Source organism: Bacteroides sp. RCH18, assembly GCF_058231005.1.
This window is the reverse complement of sequence record NZ_JBIPTC010000001.1, coordinates 3594984-3618541: the sequence shown is the minus strand read 5'-3', so window position 1 is coordinate 3618541 and position 23558 is coordinate 3594984. Positions and strand designations below refer to the sequence as shown.

The 23558-nt window shown below is 40.4% G+C and carries 11 protein-coding genes; 9 read left to right on the top strand and 2 right to left on the bottom strand.

The window, feature by feature from the left end:
• Positions 1–139: 139 nt before the first annotated feature.
• The 8 genes from ACHLI0_RS14065 (at position 140) to ACHLI0_RS14030 (ending at position 15936) form a co-directional block, all read left to right on the top strand.
• Positions 140–1330: a glycoside hydrolase family 76 protein gene (locus ACHLI0_RS14065; protein WP_117981506.1), complete on the top strand. Its 1191-nt coding sequence runs from the start codon at positions 140–142 to the stop codon at positions 1328–1330.
• 111 nt (positions 1331–1441) lie between these two features.
• Entirely contained in the window at positions 1442–3919 is a 2478-nt protein-coding gene (locus ACHLI0_RS14060; protein ID WP_490749414.1) for a glycoside hydrolase family 3 C-terminal domain-containing protein, read from the top strand.
• 21 nt (positions 3920–3940) lie between these two features.
• Positions 3941–6094, top strand: a complete 2154-nt coding sequence (locus tag ACHLI0_RS14055; protein WP_490749413.1) for a TIM-barrel domain-containing protein — start codon at positions 3941–3943, stop codon at positions 6092–6094.
• A gap of 42 nt (positions 6095–6136) precedes the next feature.
• Positions 6137–7549, top strand: a complete 1413-nt coding sequence (locus ACHLI0_RS14050; RefSeq protein WP_490749412.1) for an IPT/TIG domain-containing protein — start codon at positions 6137–6139, stop codon at positions 7547–7549.
• Positions 7550–7569: 20 nt separating this feature from the next.
• Positions 7570–10650, top strand: a complete 3081-nt coding sequence (locus tag ACHLI0_RS14045) for a SusC/RagA family TonB-linked outer membrane protein (protein ID WP_490749411.1) — start codon at positions 7570–7572, stop codon at positions 10648–10650.
• 10 nt (positions 10651–10660) lie between these two features.
• Positions 10661–12685, top strand: a complete 2025-nt coding sequence (locus ACHLI0_RS14040) for a RagB/SusD family nutrient uptake outer membrane protein (RefSeq protein ID WP_008767513.1) — start codon at positions 10661–10663, stop codon at positions 12683–12685.
• 18 nt (positions 12686–12703) lie between these two features.
• On the top strand, positions 12704–13708 hold the full coding sequence (locus tag ACHLI0_RS14035; protein ID WP_008762898.1) for a DUF4973 domain-containing protein: 1005 nt from the start codon (positions 12704–12706) through the stop codon (positions 13706–13708).
• Between the two features lie 275 nt (positions 13709–13983).
• The gene (locus ACHLI0_RS14030; RefSeq protein WP_490749410.1) at positions 13984–15936 is read left to right on the top strand and encodes a glycoside hydrolase family 97 protein; all 1953 of its coding nucleotides are present in this window, start codon (positions 13984–13986) and stop codon (positions 15934–15936) included.
• A gap of 102 nt (positions 15937–16038) precedes the next feature.
• On the opposite strand, the gene ACHLI0_RS14025 is transcribed toward ACHLI0_RS14030, so the two are convergent.
• On the bottom strand, positions 16039–20304 hold the full coding sequence (locus ACHLI0_RS14025; RefSeq protein ID WP_490749409.1) for a glycoside hydrolase family 2 TIM barrel-domain containing protein: 4266 nt from the start codon (positions 20302–20304) through the stop codon (positions 16039–16041).
• Positions 20305–20507: 203 nt separating this feature from the next.
• On the opposite strand from ACHLI0_RS14025, the gene ACHLI0_RS14020 reads away from it, so the two are divergent.
• A complete protein-coding gene (locus ACHLI0_RS14020; RefSeq protein ID WP_490749408.1) occupies positions 20508–21374 on the top strand; it encodes a DMT family transporter in 867 nt (288 codons plus the stop codon).
• 36 nt (positions 21375–21410) lie between these two features.
• Here the strand turns inward: ACHLI0_RS14020 and ACHLI0_RS14015 are convergent, their stop codons facing one another.
• On the bottom strand, positions 21411–23552 hold the full coding sequence (locus ACHLI0_RS14015; RefSeq protein WP_490749407.1) for a S46 family peptidase: 2142 nt from the start codon (positions 23550–23552) through the stop codon (positions 21411–21413).
• Positions 23553–23558: the final 6 nt, after the last annotated feature.

The window sequence follows — 23558 nt, the reverse complement described above, 5'->3', positions numbered from 1 at the left end:
AGCATCAGACAACGGAATAAGGTAAAAAGCAAAATAAAAAGGATTGTAGTTTGAAATAGGTAATCCACAAACAGGTAGCATATTCAGCTACCTGTATTTTGGAAGGAAAATCTTTAGTTAATAATGAATATTATATAAAATGAAAGCACTGCGTTTTTTACTAATCATAGTTTGTGCCTACTTTTTGGCAAGTTGCGTTTCCACCAAACAGGCAGACTCTAATTCAAATCTGGATAGAGCCCGGCAAACACTGGATTCACTTTATCTAAATTATTCTGTAAGCAACTCTCATCTGCTTCGTGAAAACTATCCTTTCAACGAACAATATAAAGTCACTTATCTGGCATCGGAAAACCAAGCAAACATGCCTAATCAGTTCTCCTATTTATGGCCATATTCAGGTACATTTTCCGCAGTAAACGCATTATTAGAAGCCACCCACGACAAGAAATACCAGCAATTATTAGAAAAACAGGTATTACCCGGCTTGGAAGAATACTTCGATACAGAAAGAACTCCTGTTGCTTACTCATCGTATATCCGAACAGCTCCGACCTCCGACCGCTTTTATGACGATAATATCTGGGTAGGCATTGACTTCATCGATATCTATCAGATTACCAAAGAAAAAAAATATTTGGATAAAGCTCAACTCATATGGAATTTCATAGAAAGCGGTACTGATAGTCTGCTAGGAGATGGCATCTATTGGTGTGAACAAAAGAAAGAGTCCAAAAACACTTGTTCAAATGCTCCCGGTTCTGTATTCGCCCTCAAACTATTTAAAGCAACCAATGACAGCCTCTATTTCAAACGGGGAAAAGAATTATATAAATGGACACAAAAGAATCTACAAGATTCTACCGACTACCTCTATTTTGACAATATCCGTCTTGACGGTAAGATAGGAAAGGCCAAATTTGCCTACAACAGCGGACAAATGATGCAATCGGCTGCCCTACTCTATCAACTGACCAAAAATCCGGATTACCTGGAAGATGCGCAGAGCATTGCCAAAGAATGCTATAATTACTTCTTCACAGACTTTACAACTGACACAGGAGAAAGCCTTAAAATGTTGAAACAAGGAAATATCTGGTTTACTGCTGTCATGTTAAGAGGATTCATTGAACTTTACCAGTTGGACCAAAACAAAACTTTTATCGACGCCTTCAATCAATGCCTGTCATATGCTTGGGATAATGCTCGTGATGAAAACGGCTTATTCGGTACAGACCTAACTGGCAATAACAATAATAATAAGAAGAAGTGGCTGCTAACGCAAGCTGCCATGGTCGAAATGTATAGCCGACTAGCAGCTATACAATAAGTACAAATTTAAAACAATAAATAATTAAGGCTATATAATATAAAGGTCTTCCGTCACAACACAGCACAAAATAATAGCTACATAAAAACCAATACTCAAAAGAAAATTAATATGAAACAAAAAAGACTTACGTTTTTACTCCTGTTAATCTCCAACCTTTTTTGTGCATCTGCTCAAAAATGGTATAAACCAGAGATTGATCTAAAAGTTGAAGAGCTACTGAGCCAAATGACAGTAGAAGAAAAACTTGGATATATCGGTGGCATTGACTGGATGTACACTAAAAGCATTGATCGCCTGGGTATTCATCGCATGAGAATGTCCGATGGACCGCAAGGGATAGGCACAAAAGGCAAGTCTACCGCATACCCAGCTACAGTGACACTAGCAGCTACTTGGAACGAGAATCTTGCCTATCAATACGGAAAAGCTTTGGGACGTGATTGCAGAGCAAGAAACATCAATGTCATATTAGGTCCAGCGGTCAATATCTACCGTGCCCCAATGTGTGGACGTAACTTTGAATATATGGGTGAAGATCCGTATTTAACATCCCGTATCTGTGTAGGATACATCAAAGGTGTACAAGATCAAGGTGTCATGGCTACAGTCAAACACTTCGTTGCCAACAACTCCGACTATGACCGTAATAATATCAGTAATGATATTGATGAAAGAACCTTGAATGAGATTTACTTCCCTGCTTATAAAGCTGCCATTCAGGAAGCAGAAGTAGGAGCCATCATGACAAGCTATAACTTAATGAATGGCATCTACACCACTGAAAACCCGTGGCTATTGAAAGAAGTACTCAGAAATCAATGGGGCTTCAAAGGATTAGTGATGTCTGACTGGGGATCGACTCATTACTGTGTTCCAGCTGCAAGAAGCGGATTGGATCTGGAAATGGCAGGAGGAGAAAAGATGAATCCTAAAGATATGGCTTACTATCTTAAAACAGGAGATGTGACTATGGATATGGTTGACGAAAAAGTACGCCACATCTTACGCATACTCATTGCTTTCGGATTCAAGGATGGTACGGAAGCTGACAAAAGTATCGCTCTGGATGACCCTCAATCTGTAGAAACAGCATTAAATGTTGCCAGAGAGGGACTTGTTCTTTTGAAGAATGAAAACAACATTCTTCCTATCAATCCCAAAAAATACAAACATATTATCGTTACCGGCAAAAATGCACATGGATATGTACATGGTGGTGGTAGTGGCGCTGTAGTTCCTTTCCATTATACCAATTTATTCGACGGAATCCAAAAAGAAGGTAAACTGAATAATGTAAAAGTAGAATATATTGATGAACTCGACTTTATGCCGTCCATCATGTATACAGACGACAATCTCAACGAAAAGGGATTTCATGCCGAATACTTCAAGAATATTCACTTCGAAGGAGCCCCTGTGGTAAAACAGACTGAGAAAAAAATCAATTATTCTTGGGCTGCAGGCACAGAATTGGAAGGTATGCCCAAAGATTATTTCTCTGTGAAATGGTACAGTACAATGTGCGTAGACGAAACCGCTGACTATGAGTTCACATTAGGAGGCGACGATGGTTATAAATTGTTTATCAACGACCAACCGATTATTGATGACTGGACGCCCGGAGGTTTCAGAACGACCAATGTTACCAAGACACTAAAAGCCGGTGAAAAATATCATGTACGTGTAGAATACTATCAGCAGGGTGGTGGAGCAGGTATCTGCTTTTTATGGAAACGTAAGAACGAGACTCAGAATAAGTTTGCCGATTACCTGAACAAAGCAGATTTAGTGATTGCCTGCTTCGGTCATAGTTCCGATACAGAAGGAGAAGCAAGCGACCGCACATTCGAACTGCCCGAAGTAGATAAAAAAATGCTGGCCAGCTTATCCGGATGTAAAAAGCCTGTTATCGGTATTGTAAATGCCGGAGGTAATATTGAAATGCAAAAATGGGAACCGTCTTTGAAGGGGCTTATTTGGGGATTTTATGGAGGTCAGGAAGCGGGAACAGCTATCGGCGAAGCTTTATTCGGTAAAGTTAACCCATCAGGAAAATTACCTATGACTTTTGAAAAGAAATGGGAAGACAGCCCCGCTTACAACAGCTATCATGATCCGGATAAAGACAAACATGTAGCATATACGGAAGGAATATTCATCGGCTATCGCGGCTATGACAAATTGAAACGTGAAGTACAATATCCTTTTGGCTACGGATTGTCTTATACCACCTTTAAGCTATCTAATATAGTAGTCTCAAAGCCAAATGCTGATGGAACAGTAGAAGTAACCTGCCGTCTTGCCAACACAGGAAAAAGAGATGGTGCACAAGTCATACAAGCCTATGTGGGCAAAGCAGAAAACAGCCCGGTAGAACGTCCCCAAAAAGAACTGAGAAAATTTGAAAAGATATTCCTGAAAGCCGGAGAATCCACAACTGTCAAGATGACATTACCTAAAGAATCATTTATGTATTTTGATGTCAACAGAACTCAGTTCGTCACTGATCCGGGTATTTACAATATAATGCTTGGCTTCTCCTCTAGAGATATTAAAGCACAAAAAAATATTCAATATACACTATAGATTGCATAATCAATAAGTAACATGAAATATACTTGTATCAAAACTGTAGCAATTTACTTGCTCGCAACCTTACCTTTATTGGCGAACGCCTCAACACACAAGGTAAAAATTACACATAGCGTCATGGTTGGGGACGGAATCGCAAAATTCATCCCGGAAGGCTTCGACGCTCAAAAGATACCTTCTTTTGCAATAGAAAAAGAACCACGCGAACAAGGAGCACTTCCTGCCGACTGGGTACTTGTTCCCGAGTTCTCACTCACGGATGGTAAAGCAAACGCATCATTAACAGTGCCGGAAGGTACAAGCATCTATGGCGGTGGTGAAGTGACCGGTTCACTTCTGAGAAATGGAAAGACCATCAAATTATGGAATACAGACTCAGGAGCTTATGGTGTAGACAAAGGTACTCGTCTGTATCAATCACATCCTTGGATGATGGGAGTGCGAAAGGACGGAACAGCTTTTGGAATTTTATTCGATACTACTTGGAAAGCAGAACTAAGCAGTACAGACGAAAAAATCGAATTAAAAAGTGAAGGAATACCCTTTCGGGTATTCATCATTGACAGGGAATCTCCACAAGCAGTCATTCGCGGACTATCCGAACTGACCGGCACAATGCCAATGATTCCTCGCTGGGCACTAGGTTATCAGCAATGCCGGTTCTCATATTCTCCCGACAGCCGTGTCATTGAAATAGCAGATACTTTCAGACTAAAAAGAATACCATGTGATGTTATCTGGATGGACATTGATTATATGGACGGATACCGCATCTTTACCTTTAATCCGAAAAGTTTTCCGAATCCTAAAGCGGTGAACCGTGATTTGCACATACGTGGATTCCATTCTGCATGGATGATTGACCCGGGAGCAAAAGTTGACCCTAACTATTTCGTATATAAATCGGGAACAGAAAATGACGTTTGGGTGAAAACAGCAGACGGTAAGAACTTCCACGGTGATGCATGGCCGGGAGCAGCAGCATTCCCTGATTTTACTTCTCCTAAAGTAAACAAATGGTGGAGTAACTTATATAAAGATTTTCTAGCACAAGGAGTAGATGGCGTATGGAATGATGTTAACGAACCCCAGATCAATGATACGCCCAACAAAACAATGCCGGAAGACAACCTGCATCGTGGAGGAGGAAAGCTTCCGGCAGGTACACATCTTCAGTATCATAATGTATATGGCTTCCTGATGGTTAAAGCATCCAGGGAAGGTATACTGGATGCTCGTCCAGAAAAACGTCCTTTCATTCTGACACGTTCCAACTTCCTTGGGGGACAACGTTATGCCGCTACATGGACTGGCGACAACGGTTCTTGCTGGGATCATCTAAAAATGTCAGTTCCCATGTCATTAACATTGGGATTATCCGGTCAACCGTTTAGTGGTGCAGATATAGGCGGTTTCTTATTCAATGCTGATGTTGACTTATTCGGCAACTGGATTGGTTTCGGTGCCTTTTATCCTTTCGCACGTGGTCATGCTTGCGCCGGAACAAACAACAAGGAACCATGGGTATTTGGACAAAAAGTAGAAGATGCCTCACGCATCGCTTTGGAACGTAGATATATACTACTACCCTACTTTTATACACTCTTACACGAAGCCTCAACTAATGGCATGCCTATCATGCGTCCTGTCTTCTTCTCCGACCCTAAAGACTTGTCACTGAGAGCAGAGGAAGAAGCTTTCCTTGTCGGTGATAATTTACTTATCATTCCAGCATTTGCTAATCAACCGGCACTTCCGAAAGGGATCTGGAAAGAACTGTCACTTGTAGAAGGAGATCAGAATGATAAATATCAGGCAAAAATGAAGATTCGTGGGGGAGCTATCATTCCGACTGGAAAAATAATTCAGAACACTACAGAAAATTCATTAGACCCTCTGACATTACTAGTATGTCTGGACGAACAAGGCAAAGCGTCCGGAAGTATGTATTGGGATGCGGGAGATGGTTGGTCTTACAAAAAAGGAGACTATAGCCTGCAACAATTTGCCGCAGAGCGAAATGGTGATAAAGTGACTGTAAAGCTGGCAAAGAAAACTGGAAAATACAACACTGAGAATAAAGACATGGCAGTGATTAAAATTATAACAGATCAAGGCATACGTCAAGCCAGTGGAAATCTAGTGGAAGGCATTGAAATAAGACTATAAAAAAGCACTATACTTTGTTTGGAAACCTAAAAAAAAAGTTTTATGAAAAAAGAGCACATGAAAAAGCAATATCCCCATTGGTGCGGGGTATTGCTACTGTATCTGATGGCATGTATTAGTAGTTGCCAAGACGACAAAATCAGTTCTAGCGGATATGATCCGTCTAAACCTGTTGTTTTTACAGATTTCTCTCCAAGTCAGGGAAGTCTCCGTACTCAGCTCCATATCTACGGTGAGAACTTCGGAAACGACCCATCAAAAATTTATATTACTGTAGGAGGGCAAACTACCACTACAATTGGCTGTAACAATAATGAAATTTATTGTATGATACCCCCAAAAGCTTTTGATGGAAATATAAAAATATCTATCGAAAGTGCTGATGGGACGTCTTCACCCATAGAATATGAATTTAAGAGACGTTTCCAATATGTATCTCAAACTTCAGTAGGTACATTAGTAGGAAACGAAGATGAACAAGGCAATTCTTCTGATGTAGATGGAGATTTTGAAAACGCAAGGTTCGGAAATGCAGAATGGTTGTTAATGGATACATTCGGAATACAAAAATGCTTGATCGTTAATGGTTTTAAAGGACCTATCCGGAGAATCAATCTGGAAACTCAAGAAGTATCCACACTTATGACTGAAGGGCAAGGATTGTTTGGAGGTATGTACTACATGTGTTTCGATGCGACTGGGGACACTTTATTTGTATCAGACGACCACGGACAAAGTAACAAAGACCGAAGAGAGATTGCCTACCTGCTACGCTCTGAAGACTTCCGAAGAGCAAGACCTTATGTTTATGATCGTACTGGATATAGTTGCGCTTATCAACCTTTGACAAAAACTCTATATTATACCGTTTATTGGCAGGGAACTATTGACAAAGCCGTTTTTGACCCGACAACACAAGGAATGGTAGCAAAAGAAGTATTCCCAACATATGAAAGCAGGAATGAACATGCCTACCTAACAGTACACCCTGAAGGTAAATATATGTATATTACAGGAGCAAATTGCCTTTATAAATCCATGTTCAATCCAGAAACAAAAGAATTCCAAAAGCCAACAATGTTTGCCGGTTCTGAAGGAGCCAGTGATTGGGTAGACTCTCCCGGTACATCAGGGCGTTTCGTATGGCCTTATCAAGGCACATTTGTAAAAAACAAGGATTACATAGAAGCTGGTAAATCAGATATTTACGATTTTTATCTTTGTGATAGAAACGGACATTGCATCCGTAAAATAACTCCTGACGGTATCATCTCGACTTATGCCGGCAGAGGTAGTGTATCTTCTGATGGACGAGTAAATGGATACATAGACGGCGAGCTACGCACAGAAGCACGTTTCGACAGTCCTTGTGGGATCGCTTATGATGAAGAAACACAAACATTCTATATAGCAGATAGAGAAAACCATCGAATTCGCACAATTTCTGTAGAATAAACTATAAAAACACATTTCGAATGAAAAAATATATTTTAAGTTTGTTTTTTCTAATTAGCTGTGTGCTTAACACATACGCACATACAGAAAAACAACAACAAGAAAAAATAGAAATCAGCGGCATTGTTCTGGATCAGAATAAAGAGCCACTTGTCGGAGTAAACGTTTCCGTAAAAGACATACCCGGACTAGGTGCTATTACAGATATAAACGGTAAGTTTAAAATAAAGGTTGAACCTTATCAATGGTTAGTATTCACTTTTATAGGATTTGATAAACAAGAAATACTTGTTAAAGAACAAAAGAGCATCAATGTCATTATGCAAGAAGCAAAAGCAACTGCTATCGACGAGGTTGTTATCACAGGAACAGGCGCACAGAAAAAAATTACAATGACTGGAGCGGCTACTACAGTAGATGTAAATACACTGAGAACTTCCACTTCAAGCATTACAAATGCGTTGGCTGGTAATGTAGCAGGTATAATGGCACGCCAAACATCTGGACAGCCAGGCAATAATATATCTGAATTTTGGATTCGTGGAATTTCTACTTTTGGTGCAGGTTCGGGTGCACTAGTATTAATTGATGGATTCGAAAGAGACATGAATGAGATCAATATTGAAGATATTGAATCATTTACTGTATTAAAAGATGCCTCTGCAACAGCAATATACGGTTCACGTGGAGCAAATGGGGTTGTATTGATTACTACTAAACGTGGTAAATCAGGTAAGGTTCAAATCGATGCAAAGGTCGAAACTACTTACAACACACGTACATATACCCCCGAACTTGTTGATGGCTATACCTATGCCAACTTAATGAATGAAGCACGTACTACTCGTAATAAGGAAGCATTCTTCTCTGATGAAAAGCTATACATACTCCGCAACGGATTGGACAAAGACTTATACCCCAATGTAGATTGGATGGATGTACTCTTAAAAAAAGGGGCACCAACTTATCGAGCAACTTTAAATCTGAACGGTGGTGGCTCGCTTGCCCGTTATTATGTATCTGTTAGTTACGTAGACGAAGGAGGTATGTATAAAGTGGACGAAGGATTAAAAGACTATAACACCAATGCAAATTACAGACGTTGGAATTACCGTCTCAACGTAGATATGGATATCACAAAGTCCACCTTATTGAAAGTAGGAGTCGCAGGTTCACTAGATAAAAAAAACGAACCTGGAATGGCAGGAAACATTTGGGCATCAGCCATGCGCAACAATCCTATCTCAGTTCCTGTGATGTATTCCAACGGATACGTTCCTGCCTACGGTTCGGAGAATGATCAACTCAATCCGTGGGTAGCCGCTACACAAACCGGTTATCAAGAAACATGGAACAATAAGTTGCAAGCCAATGCTACTTTAGAACAAAACCTCAACTTTATTACAAAAGGATTAAAATTTATTGGCCGTTACGGATTTGACACAAACAACTATCAGTGGATAAACCGTAAAAAATTCCCTGAAATGTGGAGGGCAGAACAAAATCGTGCTTCTGACGGAAGTTTAGTCATGAAAAAAATCAAAGACGAACAACTAATGACACAAGAATCATCTTCTAACGGAAATCGTAAGGAATATCTAGAAGCCGAACTGCATTATGACCGTACCTTTGGAGACCACATTGTTGGAGCAGTATTTAAATATTCTCAAGACAAAACGATAGATACCTCTCAGAATGGAAATGATATTATGCAAGGTATTGATAAACGCCATCAAGGACTTGCTGGACGCTTCACCTATGGATGGAAATACCGTTATTTCTTCGATTTCAACTTTGGGTATAACGGTTCCGAAAACTTTGCACCGGGACATCAGTATGGCTTTTTCCCAGCTTATTCTGCAGCATGGAATATTGCAGAAGAACCTATCATCAAAAAACATTTGAAATGGATGAATATGTTCAAACTCCGTTATTCATATGGCAAAGTCGGCAATGACGTCGTAGGAGACAATGACCAGCGTTTCCCCTATTTATCTACCTTCGGTGCCAGTGGGGGATTTAATTATGCGGACATCGGACAAAAATATGAATTTACAGGTTTAAGCTACACACATTACGCTACTACAGCCGTAACATGGGAAATAGCAACTAAACATGATATTGGTATCGACTTCTCTTTATGGGACGATAAGTTCACTGGGACAATTGACTATTTCCACGAACAACGTGACGGTATTTACCAACAACGTAATTTCATTCCCATTTCTGTTGGTCTGAACGGAGCTATGAGAATATCGACCAATATTGGTTCTGTTTTATCCAAAGGATTTGATGGAAATTTCGGATTCAAACAACGTATCGGAGATGTGAACCTCACTTTACGTGGCAACTTCACCTATAGCAAAAGCGAAATTTTGGAATATGACGAAGAATATAGCAACTACCCATACAAAAGCCAGAGAGGTTTCCGAGTTGATCAAACCCGTGGACTTATCGCATTGGGACTATTTAAAGATTATGATGATATACGCAATAGCCCCAAACAATCTTGGGGAGATGTAATGCCAGGTGATATCAAATACGCAGACGTAAACGGTGATGGTTATGTAAATGATAATGATATAGTTCCTATCGGAGCTACAACACGTCCAAACTTAGTTTATGGTTTCGGTCTCTCTGGACAATGGAAAGGTATTGACATTAATGTTTTATTCCAAGGATCTGGAAAGTCTACTTTTTGCATTGATGGTCCCACTGTATATCCATTTGAAAATGGAGACTGGGGAAACATTCTAACTGATGTAGTAAAATCAAACCGTTGGATATTAGGTGAAAATGAAGATCCAAATGCTAAATATCCTCGTTTGAGCTATGGAGGAAACAGCAATAACTATCGCGCCTCCACTTATTGGTTGCGTAATGGTTCTTACCTACGTTTGAAAAATTTAGAGATAGGATATACAATACCAAAAAGTCTTGTTAATAAAATGCATTTAAATAACATCCGTATTTATTTTATGGGTACCAATTTAGTTACCTTCTCCAGTTTCAAACTTTGGGATCCTGAATTAGGTAGCAGTAATGGACAAAAATATCCACTGTCTAAATCATATACTTTAGGATTAACTATCAATATCTAATATCAAAGACATGAAAAAGAAACATATATTATTAGCCATTGCGTTCAGTATTGGACTAGGAGTTAGTTTATCTTCCTGTTCAGACTATCTAAGTGTAGAACGTTTCTTCAACGACCGACAAAGTGAAGAAAAAATCTTCAAAAGTAAACAATTTACTGAAGAATGGTTAGCTAAATGCTATGGGCTTTTAAATGGTTCGAATATAGAATACGGACTTATCAAATTTACACTCTCCAATTATTCGGACGATATTATTTTTAATGAAAGCGATGGTGCTGTAAATTACAACGCTCTTAAATTTGGTCAATATGATAACGGTTGGGTAAATGACTCTTATATCCGTTGTTATGAAGGTGTACGCCAAGCTTCCATCATGATCAATAATGTAGATATTAACGAAGAATTGACAAAAGAAGAGATCTTAGACAAAAAGGCACAAGCCCGTTTCTTAAGAGCTTACTTCTATTGGCTACTACTTAGAAGATATGGTCCAGTACCCTTAATTCCTGATGAAACAATCAGTATTGATGAAACATATATAGGCATGTCCTGTCCAAGAGCTACATATGATGAAGTAGTAGACTACATTGATAAAGAGATGATACTTGCAGCTAACGATCTGCCTGACAGACGAGACAGACAAAATATTGCGCGGGCAACAAAGGGCGCAGCACTAGCTGTACGTGCAAAAGTTTTATTATACTCTGCGAGTCCACTCAATAATCCATTACCAAATGATCCCGATAAGTTTACAGACTTTGTTGATGATCAAGGCCGTATATTAATGTCACAAACATATGATGAAAGTAAATGGGCAAGAGCCGCTGCAGCAGCAAAAGATGTAATTGATTTAGGCCGTTATGAGTTACATATCGCAGACTATCAAGATAAAGGAGACAATACTTATCCAGCTACAGTTAAGCCTCCATACAACGCAAAATATTCTACCAAAAACTTTCCTGATGGGTGGGCAAATATCGATCCGTTTGAATCATATCGTTCGATTTTTAACGGAGATTTATATGCAAATGAAAATGAAGAATTAATCTTTACTCGTGGTAATAACTCCTTAGCAGATCAAGTGAATTATCTCGTCAGAAATCAAATGCCGACCTTTGCAGGAGGAGAGAATCGTCATGGTTTAACCGCTAAACAATGTGATGCTTACGATATGGCAAATGGTGACGCTTTTAATTTGCAACATTTCTTGGACACTTGCGACGCAAGCAAACGTTTTGTTACCGAAGATGAATACAAAGCAGGAAAATATCCGCAGCTTCGCCCGAATGTATGGAAAGAATATGCCAACCGAGAACCGCGCTTTTATGCCAGTGTAGCATTTAGCGGTGCTTTTTGGCCATTTGCCAGTGCCAAAGATGCAGAATATCGTAACCAACAAATATGGTATTACAGAGGCAACAAAGAAGGACGCAAAAACGGATCTGATAAATGGATACCAACTGGAATTGGAATGATGAAATTCATCAATCCAAATGATTGTAATACAAATAATGGAAAGATCTATGATAAAGTAGATGTCGCAATTCGCTATGCCGATATTCTTTTGATGTATGCAGAAGCTTTAAATGAACTTACTCCAGGTAATAGTTATGAGGTAACAAACTGGCAAGGAGAAACGATGGTAGTTTCACGCAATACGGAAGAAATGAGTAAATCAGTCTCAAGAGTTCGTATTCGTGCCGGAATGCCAGATTATGAACAGGAAGTATATAACGACCAAACATTATTCCGCAAAAAATTAATGCATGAACGACAAGTTGAGTTTATGGGAGAGAACCAGCGCTACCACGATTTAAGACGCTGGAAAAATGTAGCTATCGAGGAATCGGAGCAGATCTACGGTTGCAATGTATTAATGACAGAAGCTACTAAAGAAAGATTCTATGAACGTGTAAGAGTCGAGAATCTACAAGCCAACTTCTCACGTAAAATGTACTTCTGGCCTATTCTGGAAAGAGAGCTACAGTGGAATAGACGGATGACACAAGCTCCTGGCTGGGAAACTTTCGATTAATATAAAAAGAAGATAAAAATGAAAAGAAGAATAATTTATATAGTTACAATGTTTGCTGCACTATCTTTCTTTAGTGCATGTAATGACGAATGGAAAGACGAACTTTATTCACATATGATCTCCTTGAAAGCACCTATAGGCAGTGAAGAGGTGTCTGATATCTATGTACGATACAAACCTAACGGAGAAGTTGTATATGATCTCCCGGTGCTAGTCAGCGGATCAACCCCATTAGATAGAGACTTGAATGTTCGTATTGCTGTGGACCCAGACACGCTGGTTGCTCTAAATCTAGCCAACTACCATGAGTTGAGAAAAGATTTATGGTATGAATTATTACCTGAGCAAAACTATGAATTTACAGCACCTACCTGCTATATGCCTGCAGGCACAAGAAAGGAATTATTCCCTATCAAATTTAAGTTTTCTGGACTAAACCTGTCAAAAGAATGGGTATTACCTCTGACCGTTGAAGAAGATCCTTCATATGTGACCAATAAACGGAAAGGCTGGCGTAAAGCATTACTCCATGTTTTGCCATATAATGATTACTCAGGCAATTATTCTGCAACAGCAATGAATATTTATTTTGCTGGCTCTAATGACGATCCATTAGTAGTTGATAATCGAAGAGCACACGTCGTTGATGAAAATACAGTATTTTTCTATGTCGGAACGAAGGAAGATAACTCAATCGACCGGGAAACTTACAAAATTAATGTCAAGTTCGAAAAACCTATAGAAGAAACTGAAACAAAAAAAACAGGTAATCTGACAATAACAGCTACCAACCCGGCAATAAATTTCCAAATAATAGGTAATCCTACCTATGAGATTTGGGATGAAATGGATACAAATCAGCCTTATCTATTGCATCGTTATCATGTATTAAGAATGGAATATAGTTATGATGACGTAACCTCATCCAATGTTCCTACTTCGTACAGAGCTAGCGGTTCATTGCTCATGGAACGAAAGATTAATACTCTAATACCAGACCAAGACCAAGCTATTCAATGGTAAAAATGCAATATTATATCCCTACTCAATGAAATATATCAAGTCAATGGTTTGATTCTATACTAAGGAGCATTTAAACTATATGCTCAATCTGATTGGAGAAAGAATAATTATTGCCAAATAAAAAGTGACACTTAGCTTAGTTAGCAACTTCGCTATAAGTGTCACTTTTTATTCATAAACAGCCTTACTTAGATTAAAAATACTTATATTTGGCAAATTTAATTCATAAAGAAATAACTCATATTATAAATATAACATATTGATGATCTAAAACAATGAGAAAGTTACTCTTATTATTCCTATTTATTTGTGGATTAGTGCTACATGCACAAGCACAAAAGAATGTAGAATTAAGTTCCCCAAACGGAGAAATAAAAGTATCCGTCCGCCTCACCGACAAAATCTACTATGACGTAGCCTGCAATGATGAAGTTCTGTTGAAAGACAATTATCTCCAACTTAAACTAAAAGATAAAATATTGGGCGAACATCCCAAACTGTCCGGACAAAAACAGAACAAAATAAAAGAAACCTTAACCCCTGTCGTTCCACTGAAATTTTCAACGATCAATAACGAATATAACCAACTTCTACTCAATTTTAAAGGAAACTACTCAGTAGAATTCCGTGCTTTTAACGATGGAATAGCCTATCGTTTTATCACCCGCCAAAAAGGAGAAATCGAAGTATTGGGAGAAGACCTTTCATTGCAATTCCCGGCAGACTATTTATTACATCTCCAACAGCCGGGAGGGTTCAAAACAGCTTATGAAGAGCCGTACACACACATTTCCAGTCACTCATGGAAACCATCGGATAAAATGTCCGTACTTCCAGTTCTCATTGATACACGTAAATCATATAAGATACTAATCAGTGAATCTGATCTGTCGGACTATCCTTGCATGTTTCTGAAAGGAAACGGGACCAATGGCATATCCTCTATTTTTCCAAAAGTCCCCCTTGCATTTGGTGAAGACGGAGACCGCAGCCTCAAAATCGAAAAAGAAGCGGAATATATCGCTAAAACAAGTGGAAAAAGGAACTTTCCATGGCGCTACTTTGTCATTACCAAGGAAGACAAGCAATTAGTTGAGAACACTATGACCTATAAACTGGCTGATAAGAATCAGTTAGAAGATGTGTCATGGATAAAACCAGGGCAAGTAAGTTGGGAATGGTGGAACGGAGCAACCCCGTATGGGCAAGATGTAACCTTTAAAGCTGGTTGTAATTTGGAAACATACAAATACTTCATTGATTTCGCATCCAAGTTCGGAATCCCTTACATTATTATGGATGAAGGATGGGCCAAGAGTACACGCGATCCTTACACTCCTAATCCGGACGTAGACCTTCATGAGCTGATTCGTTATGGAAAAGAAAAGAATGTGGGTATTGTCCTTTGGCTGACTTGGTTAACAGTAGAAAAGAATTTTGACCTTTTCAAAACATTCAATGAATGGGGAATAAAGGGAGTAAAAATAGACTTCATGGACCGCAGCGATCAATGGATGGTTAACTACTACGAACGAGTAGCCCAAGAAGCAGCCAGACATCATTTATTTGTTGACTTCCATGGATCATTCAAGCCGGCCGGACTGGAATACAAGTATCCCAATGTATTATCCTATGAAGGGGTCAGAGGTATGGAACAAATGGGAGGCTGTAAGCCGGAGAATAGCATCTACTTGCCTTTCATGAGAAATGCGGTAGGCCCTATGGATTACACTCCTGGAGCTATGATCAGTATGCAACCGAATATCTATCGTTCCGAACGTCCTAACTCTGCAAGTATCGGTACCCGTGCATACCAAATGGCTTTATTTGTCATATTCGAAAGCGGTTTACAAATGTTGGCAGACAATCCGACCTTATATTACCGCAATGAAGATTGCACTCGTTTCATTACCCAAGTACCTGTAACATGGGATGAAACAGTTGTTCTGGAAGCCAAAGTAGGTGAATATGTAATCGTTGCGAAGCGTAAAGGAGAGAAATGGTTTATTGGTGGGATGACTAATGATAAGGAAAATGAAAGAGAATTTGAAATAAATCTCGACTTCCTGAAAGATGGCAAGACCTACCGTGTAACCTCGTTTGAGGATGGAATAAATGCAGGATATCAGGCCATGGATTACCGTATGAAATCGGCAGCAATGAATAAGAATCAAAAGCTTTCTGTCAAAATGGCTAGAAATGGTGGGTTTGCAGCTGTTCTCGAATAAGCCTATACTGTAGAAATCAAGATATCTCCCATAAAAAAGAGACTGCCTCCAATCAAAAAATGAGGCAGTCTCTCTTTTTCATAACACTCTTTATCGCTTTTCCTATTCAGCCAAGAGAACCTCTAACTCTGCCACAGCAGCCATCTTAGCCTCTTTAATGACAGCAGACAGAGCTTGAAGTTTTACATAACGTGCTTTACATGGATTAAATTCAACTGTCTGTACTTCCTTTGAATCGGCAAATGTACCAGAAGCCACAGCCTTTCCCCACTCTTTGCCATCATGACTGATATACACTTCATATTTACCGATTCTACCTTCCGAAGAATCCTGACGAGGCGTATATTTAAGACCTTTTACTGTAGTTTCTTTAGCTAATGCAATCTGTATCTCATGAGGATAAGGAGCCAGATAGAACTGGTTATGTACCGTATGCCAGAATGTATTAATATCACCATCCGCAGCCAATTTCATACTTCCATCAGCATCACTATCCACATATACAACCTTCTGTCTCTCTTCAGATGCACCCGATAAATTACGGACTACATTGACATTTAATTCTGCTGCCGAAGCCCAATCCCGACCATAAATTTCAGATAAAGCAATCAATTTAAAGTAACGTGCCACAATTGGTTTCTCCAATGTTACAAACTGTGCAGAAGATGAATTTTCAAAACGACCTTTAGTCTTGTTGTCCCAGTTCTTTCCATCTTTACTGAAATAGAGCTCATAGTCCTTGATACGTCCGTTCTCAGAGTTACGAGGTTGATAAATAAACTTATCAATCTCAAGTGATGAAGACATATCCACTACTATTTCGTGGGGATGTTTAGCCACAGGATCATTCCACCGACTATGCCAGATAGTATTCAGATCACCATCGATTGCGTTACGGGCCTCTTCACCCCCATTCTCACTACTAACTGATACAATTTTCCACAGTGAACGATCCACATATATCGGAAATTCAGCTGAAGTTCCCGCACTTTTTCCTAATTGTTCTGAAACGGCATATGCTTCCACATGACCACCAGAAATAAATTCGAAAGGTTCAGTATATATCTTCTCTTCTCCGCCATTCAGACTATAATGAACAGTAGCTCCGGGAGTATTAGTCTTTAAATTCAAATAACCATTGTTATCTCTTTCTATCAATACAGGCATACATACGGGCATCTGTACGCGTGCCTTCCTTATAAGTTCTTCTGTCGAATAACTTCTCTCCAAAGGTAGTATGATAAAACTGAAAACAGTAGGCTGAGAACGAAGTTCATACTTTTGCATCGGGCCAGGACCACAACTGGCATTACCAAGCGGACGCTGATTAGCATCCAGACAAAGAACAGTTTCTTTACGCATCGGTACTTCATACTTATGAAGCAACCTGCGATGATTGGCAGGGTCAACCATATCCTGCGCTGTAGCATGCAAAGCAGAAGCAGACATCTTATCACCTGCAATAAAGACAAAGCCTATTCCATCAGGATTGGTTATTGAAATCCAACGCAAATCCTCGCGATTACCCATTTCCTGTGCTCTGACATAGTTCACCCATTGGTCAGATACTAACTCATCATACACGCCTACGTAAGTGGCATCTTTTCGGTCAACATAGTTTTCCAACGGTCCGCGACCATACCAACGCATGCGTTCAAAGCCTTCCGGAAGTTCCATACGATAACCAATACGGGGAATAATTACACCTTTTGTTGAAGGAATAATAGTGCTATTAACCAAAATAGAACCATCGGCAGCCACCGTATATTCTATATTAGTTCGATAATCAAAACCCGTTTTTCCTCGATATAGATTCTCTATCTGCAGAGTTACCTTATTATCTTCTTTCCTCACATTCCAATGTCCAGGTTCAAGAGTCATCTGATACAAGCCTTTCTGATACCAGTCACCATCCACTTGCTTATCATTATCAGTAGGAGCACGGAAAGCATTCAATTCCAACCCTTTGCTAATCATGGGCACTTCATTTAATGTATAAGAAGAGATCGTTCCCTGCTGCTTTGAAAAAGACGCTTCAAACTGCGAGCTTTTTACCAGATATGCATCATCAGTCTCTATCAGATCAATACTACCTTCTCCTGCTTTAAATACAGGCTTCGCACTATCAGAAAGTTTGAATTGCTCTGATGCTACCTCATATCCGGCCTTTTCCCATTCAGTATCTTGCTTTTGACAGAAGCGGAACTTTATAAAGTATTCGGCTCCCGGAATTTTATTGATCTGATTATCAGCTATAGTAATGACCTTACTGTCCTGTGCGTTCAAGGACAATTCTTCCAGATTAGCCGAGAATACAACTTTTCCATCCTCTTCAATCTCATACCTTCCATATAAGTCATCCAACCCTGCATGAAATCTCTTATTAGTCAGTTTATACGTCCCATTTCCCATAGCCTCAACCCATACAGGCTGATGTATTTTTTTCACCTCGTATGCCTTGACAGAGTATGTACGATCGGAAAAGATTACGCCATTCGTGCAAAAATTACCGTCATTCGGTGTATCTCCAAAATCTCCTCCGAAGGCCATATAATAACCGGAACCATCCGGAGCAGGCATCTTAATACTTTGATCTACCCAGTCCCAAATAAAGCCACCGACAAGTGCAGGATAGCGCTCATAAGTTTCCCAATATTCCTTGAAATTCCCGATTGAATTACCCATCGCATGAGCATATTCACAAACCACATGAGGTTTGACCGTTTCTCCATTCTGGAATTTCTGTAAACGCTCCTTCCCTACGCTTTCCAGCCATTGCACATCGGGGTACATAGAACTGGTTACATCGCAATAAGAGCTATTACCTTCATAGTGAGTAGGACGGGTATCATCGAGTTTCTTAACAGCCTCTGCAGCAGATTTAAAGTTAATGCCATTACCGGATTCGTTGCCCAACGACCACATGACTATAGAAGCATGATTTTTATAGCGTCGCACCATATTCTCACTGCGTTCCGTAAATGCTTTCACCCATGAAGGTTCAGAGGACAATGCCATAAGACCATGGCATTCTACATTGGCTTCGGAAAGAACATATATACCATATCTGTCACATAAATCATAGAAATAAGGATTATTAGGATAATGAGAAGTACGTACAGCATTAATATTCAATGACTTCATCAACTGCACATCTTTTTCCATTTCTTCTTTAGATACCGTACGACCATTCTCCGAACTATGGTCGTGTCTGTCAACTCCCTTAAACAAAGTTGATTTTCCATTAATCAACAGCCGACCATCTTGCGCTAGTTCAATCTTACGAAAACCGACCTTGACACTACGAATATCTACAGTTTTCCCTTTTTGCTTCAAAAGAATAGTGAGATTATAAAGGTGGGGCGTTTCTGCCGTCCATTTCAAAGGATTCACAACCTCAAACTGAAGTTTATTCGTTCCCGTTACAGCACGCGCATTTTGGGTAGCAATCTCTTTACCATTCTGATCCGTCACCTTCACTTGAATCTCGTTATTACTTTTTTTACCTGTAATATCTATATCCAGAGAGACGGATGCATTTTTATACTCCTTGTCTAAATCCGTACGGAAGAAGAAGTCTCTGATTTGCGTTTTAGGAGCCGACCACAGAAATACATCTCTGAATATACCACTGAAACGCCAGAAATCCTGACACTCCAGAAAGCTACCATCTGTAAAGCGATACACCTCGACAGCAAGAACATTCTTTCCAGCTTTCAGATAAGGAGTCAGATTAAATTCGGCAGGCAGGTAGCTGTCCTCCGAATAGCCGACCTTTTTACCATTCACCCAAATATAAAAACCGGCTTCTACCCCATTAAAACGAATAAAGACATCACGCCCTTTCCATGAATCTGGCAATATAAACTCCCTGCGATAACTACCGACAGGATTAGGCATCGTTGCAAAAGTATAGTTAGACGGACGAGGTTGAATTACATTAGGCCACTGAATCTTTTTCCAATCCCACTCACAAAAAGGATAAATCACATTGCAATATAAGGGCTTATCCCAGTTTTTATTATGTCTTACGGCCTCTATCTGCCAAGTTGCAGGGACTTTAATATTATCCCATTGGCTTACATCATATTCCGGTTTACAGAAATCCTGCGGTCGGTCTTTCGGATCAGCCACCCAGTGAAATTTCCATATTCCATTCAGCGTTTTGTAATAAGGTGACTCTTCAATAGTCAGATTCATTGCTTGTTGTTCATCAGTAAAAGGAATAGCAATCTGAACTGCTTCTTCCTTATTGACTCCCGAAACATACTCGTTGCACCACTCAGGCTGTTCTGTCGTTTGAGCTAAGGCGGAGAATGGCATTAACAGAAATGTAGCCATTACACCAGACATGATTTTTCTTCTCATAAAATAGGATTAGTTAGTAGGTAATTCAATGTTTTATCATGATAAATTGTTCCAAGAACTTTCGTTTACAAAAATAGTGCGTTCAGACGAGTATTCCTCACATATTCGCGACATTATTATATGAATCCCTGACGTTAGATGACAATCCTTGAATAAATACCCTAAAAAAGCTATATCTTTGCACACCGAATATATACTTAACTATGAATAAAGTCAACGGTTTCCTGTACGGTCTGCTTTCGTCGGCCTCTTTTGGGCTTATCCCCCTATTCACCATTCCTGCCATGCAGGCGGGCATGCAATTCGAATCGATACTCTTCTATCGCTTCCTGTTTGCATGTATGGCATTAGGCGGGATTCTGCTGATCAACGGGCAATCCTTTCGAATCAGCAGACGGGACATTCCTTCCCTGCTCCTACTTGCGATACTTTATCTGATGTCTGCCGTCTTCCTGTTCTGGGGATATAAGTTTATGGCAAGCGGTGTAGCTACCACCATTCACTTCATGTATCCGGTACTGACTACCCTGGTCATGATGCTATTCTTCAAAGAAAAAAAGTCCGGTTGGCGGATAGCCGCCATCGCCTCTGCCGTGATAGGTGTCTACTTCTTATCCGGTGGAAATACAGAGACAGGAAGTTTCTCATTTTTCGGCCTTTTCATCGTTCTTTTATCAGCATTGGGATATGCACTGTACCTTGTCACAATGAGCCAGTTAAAGATCGGCCGGATGAAAGGATTACTGCTCACTTTCTATGTATTTCTTTTCGGAGGAATCCTTCTGTTTATCGGAACCAGCAGTATCAGCCATCTTCAGCCTATCAGCGAATGGCATACTGCCGGAAATCTAATCTTGCTGGCATTGATCCCGACCGTCGTTTCCAATCTTGCACTGGTCAGAGCAGTAAAAAGCATCGGCTCCACACTCACCTCTGTATTGGGAGCTATGGAGCCGGTAACTGCCGTATGTGTAGGCATCTTCCTCTTTGGAGAAGCATTCACCACAAGCATTGGCGTAGGCATTGCACTGATTATCGTTGCTGTAATGGTAATTATACTGAAACGATAAGAGCAGCCTTCCTATAAGATTGTTTTGTTTTCCGTTTCAGCGGGTTAATTTCAGTTCCTCGATAAGGTTAGCAGCCTTTCCATACTTTTCCATAATGAAAAGCATGTAGCGCACATCTACTCCGATACAACGCTGCAAGTCCGGTTCAAAGACAATGTCACTACTCATCGCTTCCCAATTGCCGTCAAAAGCAAGGCCAAGCAATTCCCCTTTCGCATTGAACATGGCACTGCCGGAATTTCCTCCCGTAATATCATTATTTGAGATAAAACAAACGTTCATATCTCCCTTTTCATCGGCATATCTGCCGAAATCACCGGAAGAGAGTAAAGCCAGAAGATCCGGTTGAACAGCAAAGTCAATATCGCCTGCGTGTTCCTTTACTTTCTCGAAAATGCCTTTTACTGTCGTATAATAACTGAAGGTAGCCCCGTCAAAAGGAGAATATCCGCAGACTGTACCAAAACTAAGGCGCATGGTGGAATTAGCATCAGGATAGAAGTTACGGTCGGCATACATACGACGCATAGCGGCATTGAACAGGCGTTCATCCTGCTCTATTTGTTCGGAAGCCTCCGAGACGCTCTGATTCATCTCATAGTATTTCACTATCAGGTCGAGGCTTAAAGAAATGGCAGGGTCCTCAATGAGATTATAGGTCGTGTCACGTTCAAGGAAGCGCTTCAGTCCCTTCGGGGAAGTGATTTGAGAGGTAGCATACAAAGAGTCTACATAAGTCTGGACATTTCCGTTATACAATGTGTCTATTTGCAGATACATCGCCGGTAGGTATTTCTTATCCACTTTGGACCGGTACTCTTTGAGCATGGCCGCAAATACTTCCTTATCAATAGACAGATTCAGGTTATCGTATTTCTCCAGTAACTTCTTCATACGGGTAACGACCAACTTCTCTTCGGCCTCAAAATCGAAGTTCAGAATTTCGAGTGCCAGCTGAACCAGTTCGGGACCATTAATGAACGACTCCCCGAAGTAAGCAAGGGCACGGTTTGTTTCCCTACGATTATTATAATTCAGTTCCAGAGAAGAGAACAGGCGAATCAGTTTCTCCCTTTCTTCCGGATGAGACTGAATCCAGTCCCGGAGGGCTGCTTCTGCTGCGCGCTTCTTTTCCAGCACTTTCAGGTGCCGGATGGCTTTATTGGTTCCTATGCTGTTTTTCCAGTAGTTGGAACTTTCATCGTATTTAGAAGCATACTTGATACGGATATCCGGATGGCGATCCATTTCCCGCTTCCAGATAGCCTGTTTTACCCCACGCACATCGATCATAGCCTGATTAATGCCGTTCATCATTTCTTCGATCCCATACGAAGAGAGATAGCGCTCCGTACTGCCTGGATATCCGAGAGTCATACAGAAAGAGCCTTCCTTGTATCCATCCAATGAGATAGGAGCTACGTATTCCGGACGATAAGGGACGTTCTCAGGTGAATAATCCGCCGGTCCGTTCTGTTTGTTGGCATAAATACGGAAAACGCTGAAGTCACCTGTATGGCGAGGCCACATCCAGTTGTCCGTGTCCCACCCGAACTTGCCGACTGAAGAAGGAGGAGCAAAAACCAGCCGGACATCATTAAAATCACGGTAGACAGAAAGCCAAAACTCGTTTCCGGCGTAATACGCATCGACAATTCCCGTCAGCGTAGAGTCCTTCTCTGATACTTCCATGCCGATTACATTCATGACAGAGTCGACAACTACCCGACGTTCACTTTCCGTATGAGCATGTTTGGCAGCCGAAAGCACACGCTTGGTCACATCCTCCGTACGAAGAAGGAAACGGACATATAATTCAGGATTCGGCAGTTCTTCACCAAGATTGCGGGCTACAAAACCATCCTTCAGATAATCATGTTCTACGGAAGAATGCTGCTGGATACTGCTGAAACCACAGTGATGATTGGTAAACACCAGACCATCTTCGGAAACCACCACTCCCGAACAAAATCCACCGAAACTGACAACGGCATTTGCCAAAGCCGGCTTCTTCGGATTATACAGTTTATTTACAGGCATCTGCAAACCGAGTTCCTTCATCACCCGTTCCGCCTGTTTGTTCTTGCGAAGGTTCCCCAATAGCCACATTCCCTCGTCAGCAAATGCCTGTGACAGGCAAAGGGAGAGGAGAATCATTGCGGTTAGTCTGAGTTTCATGCTATT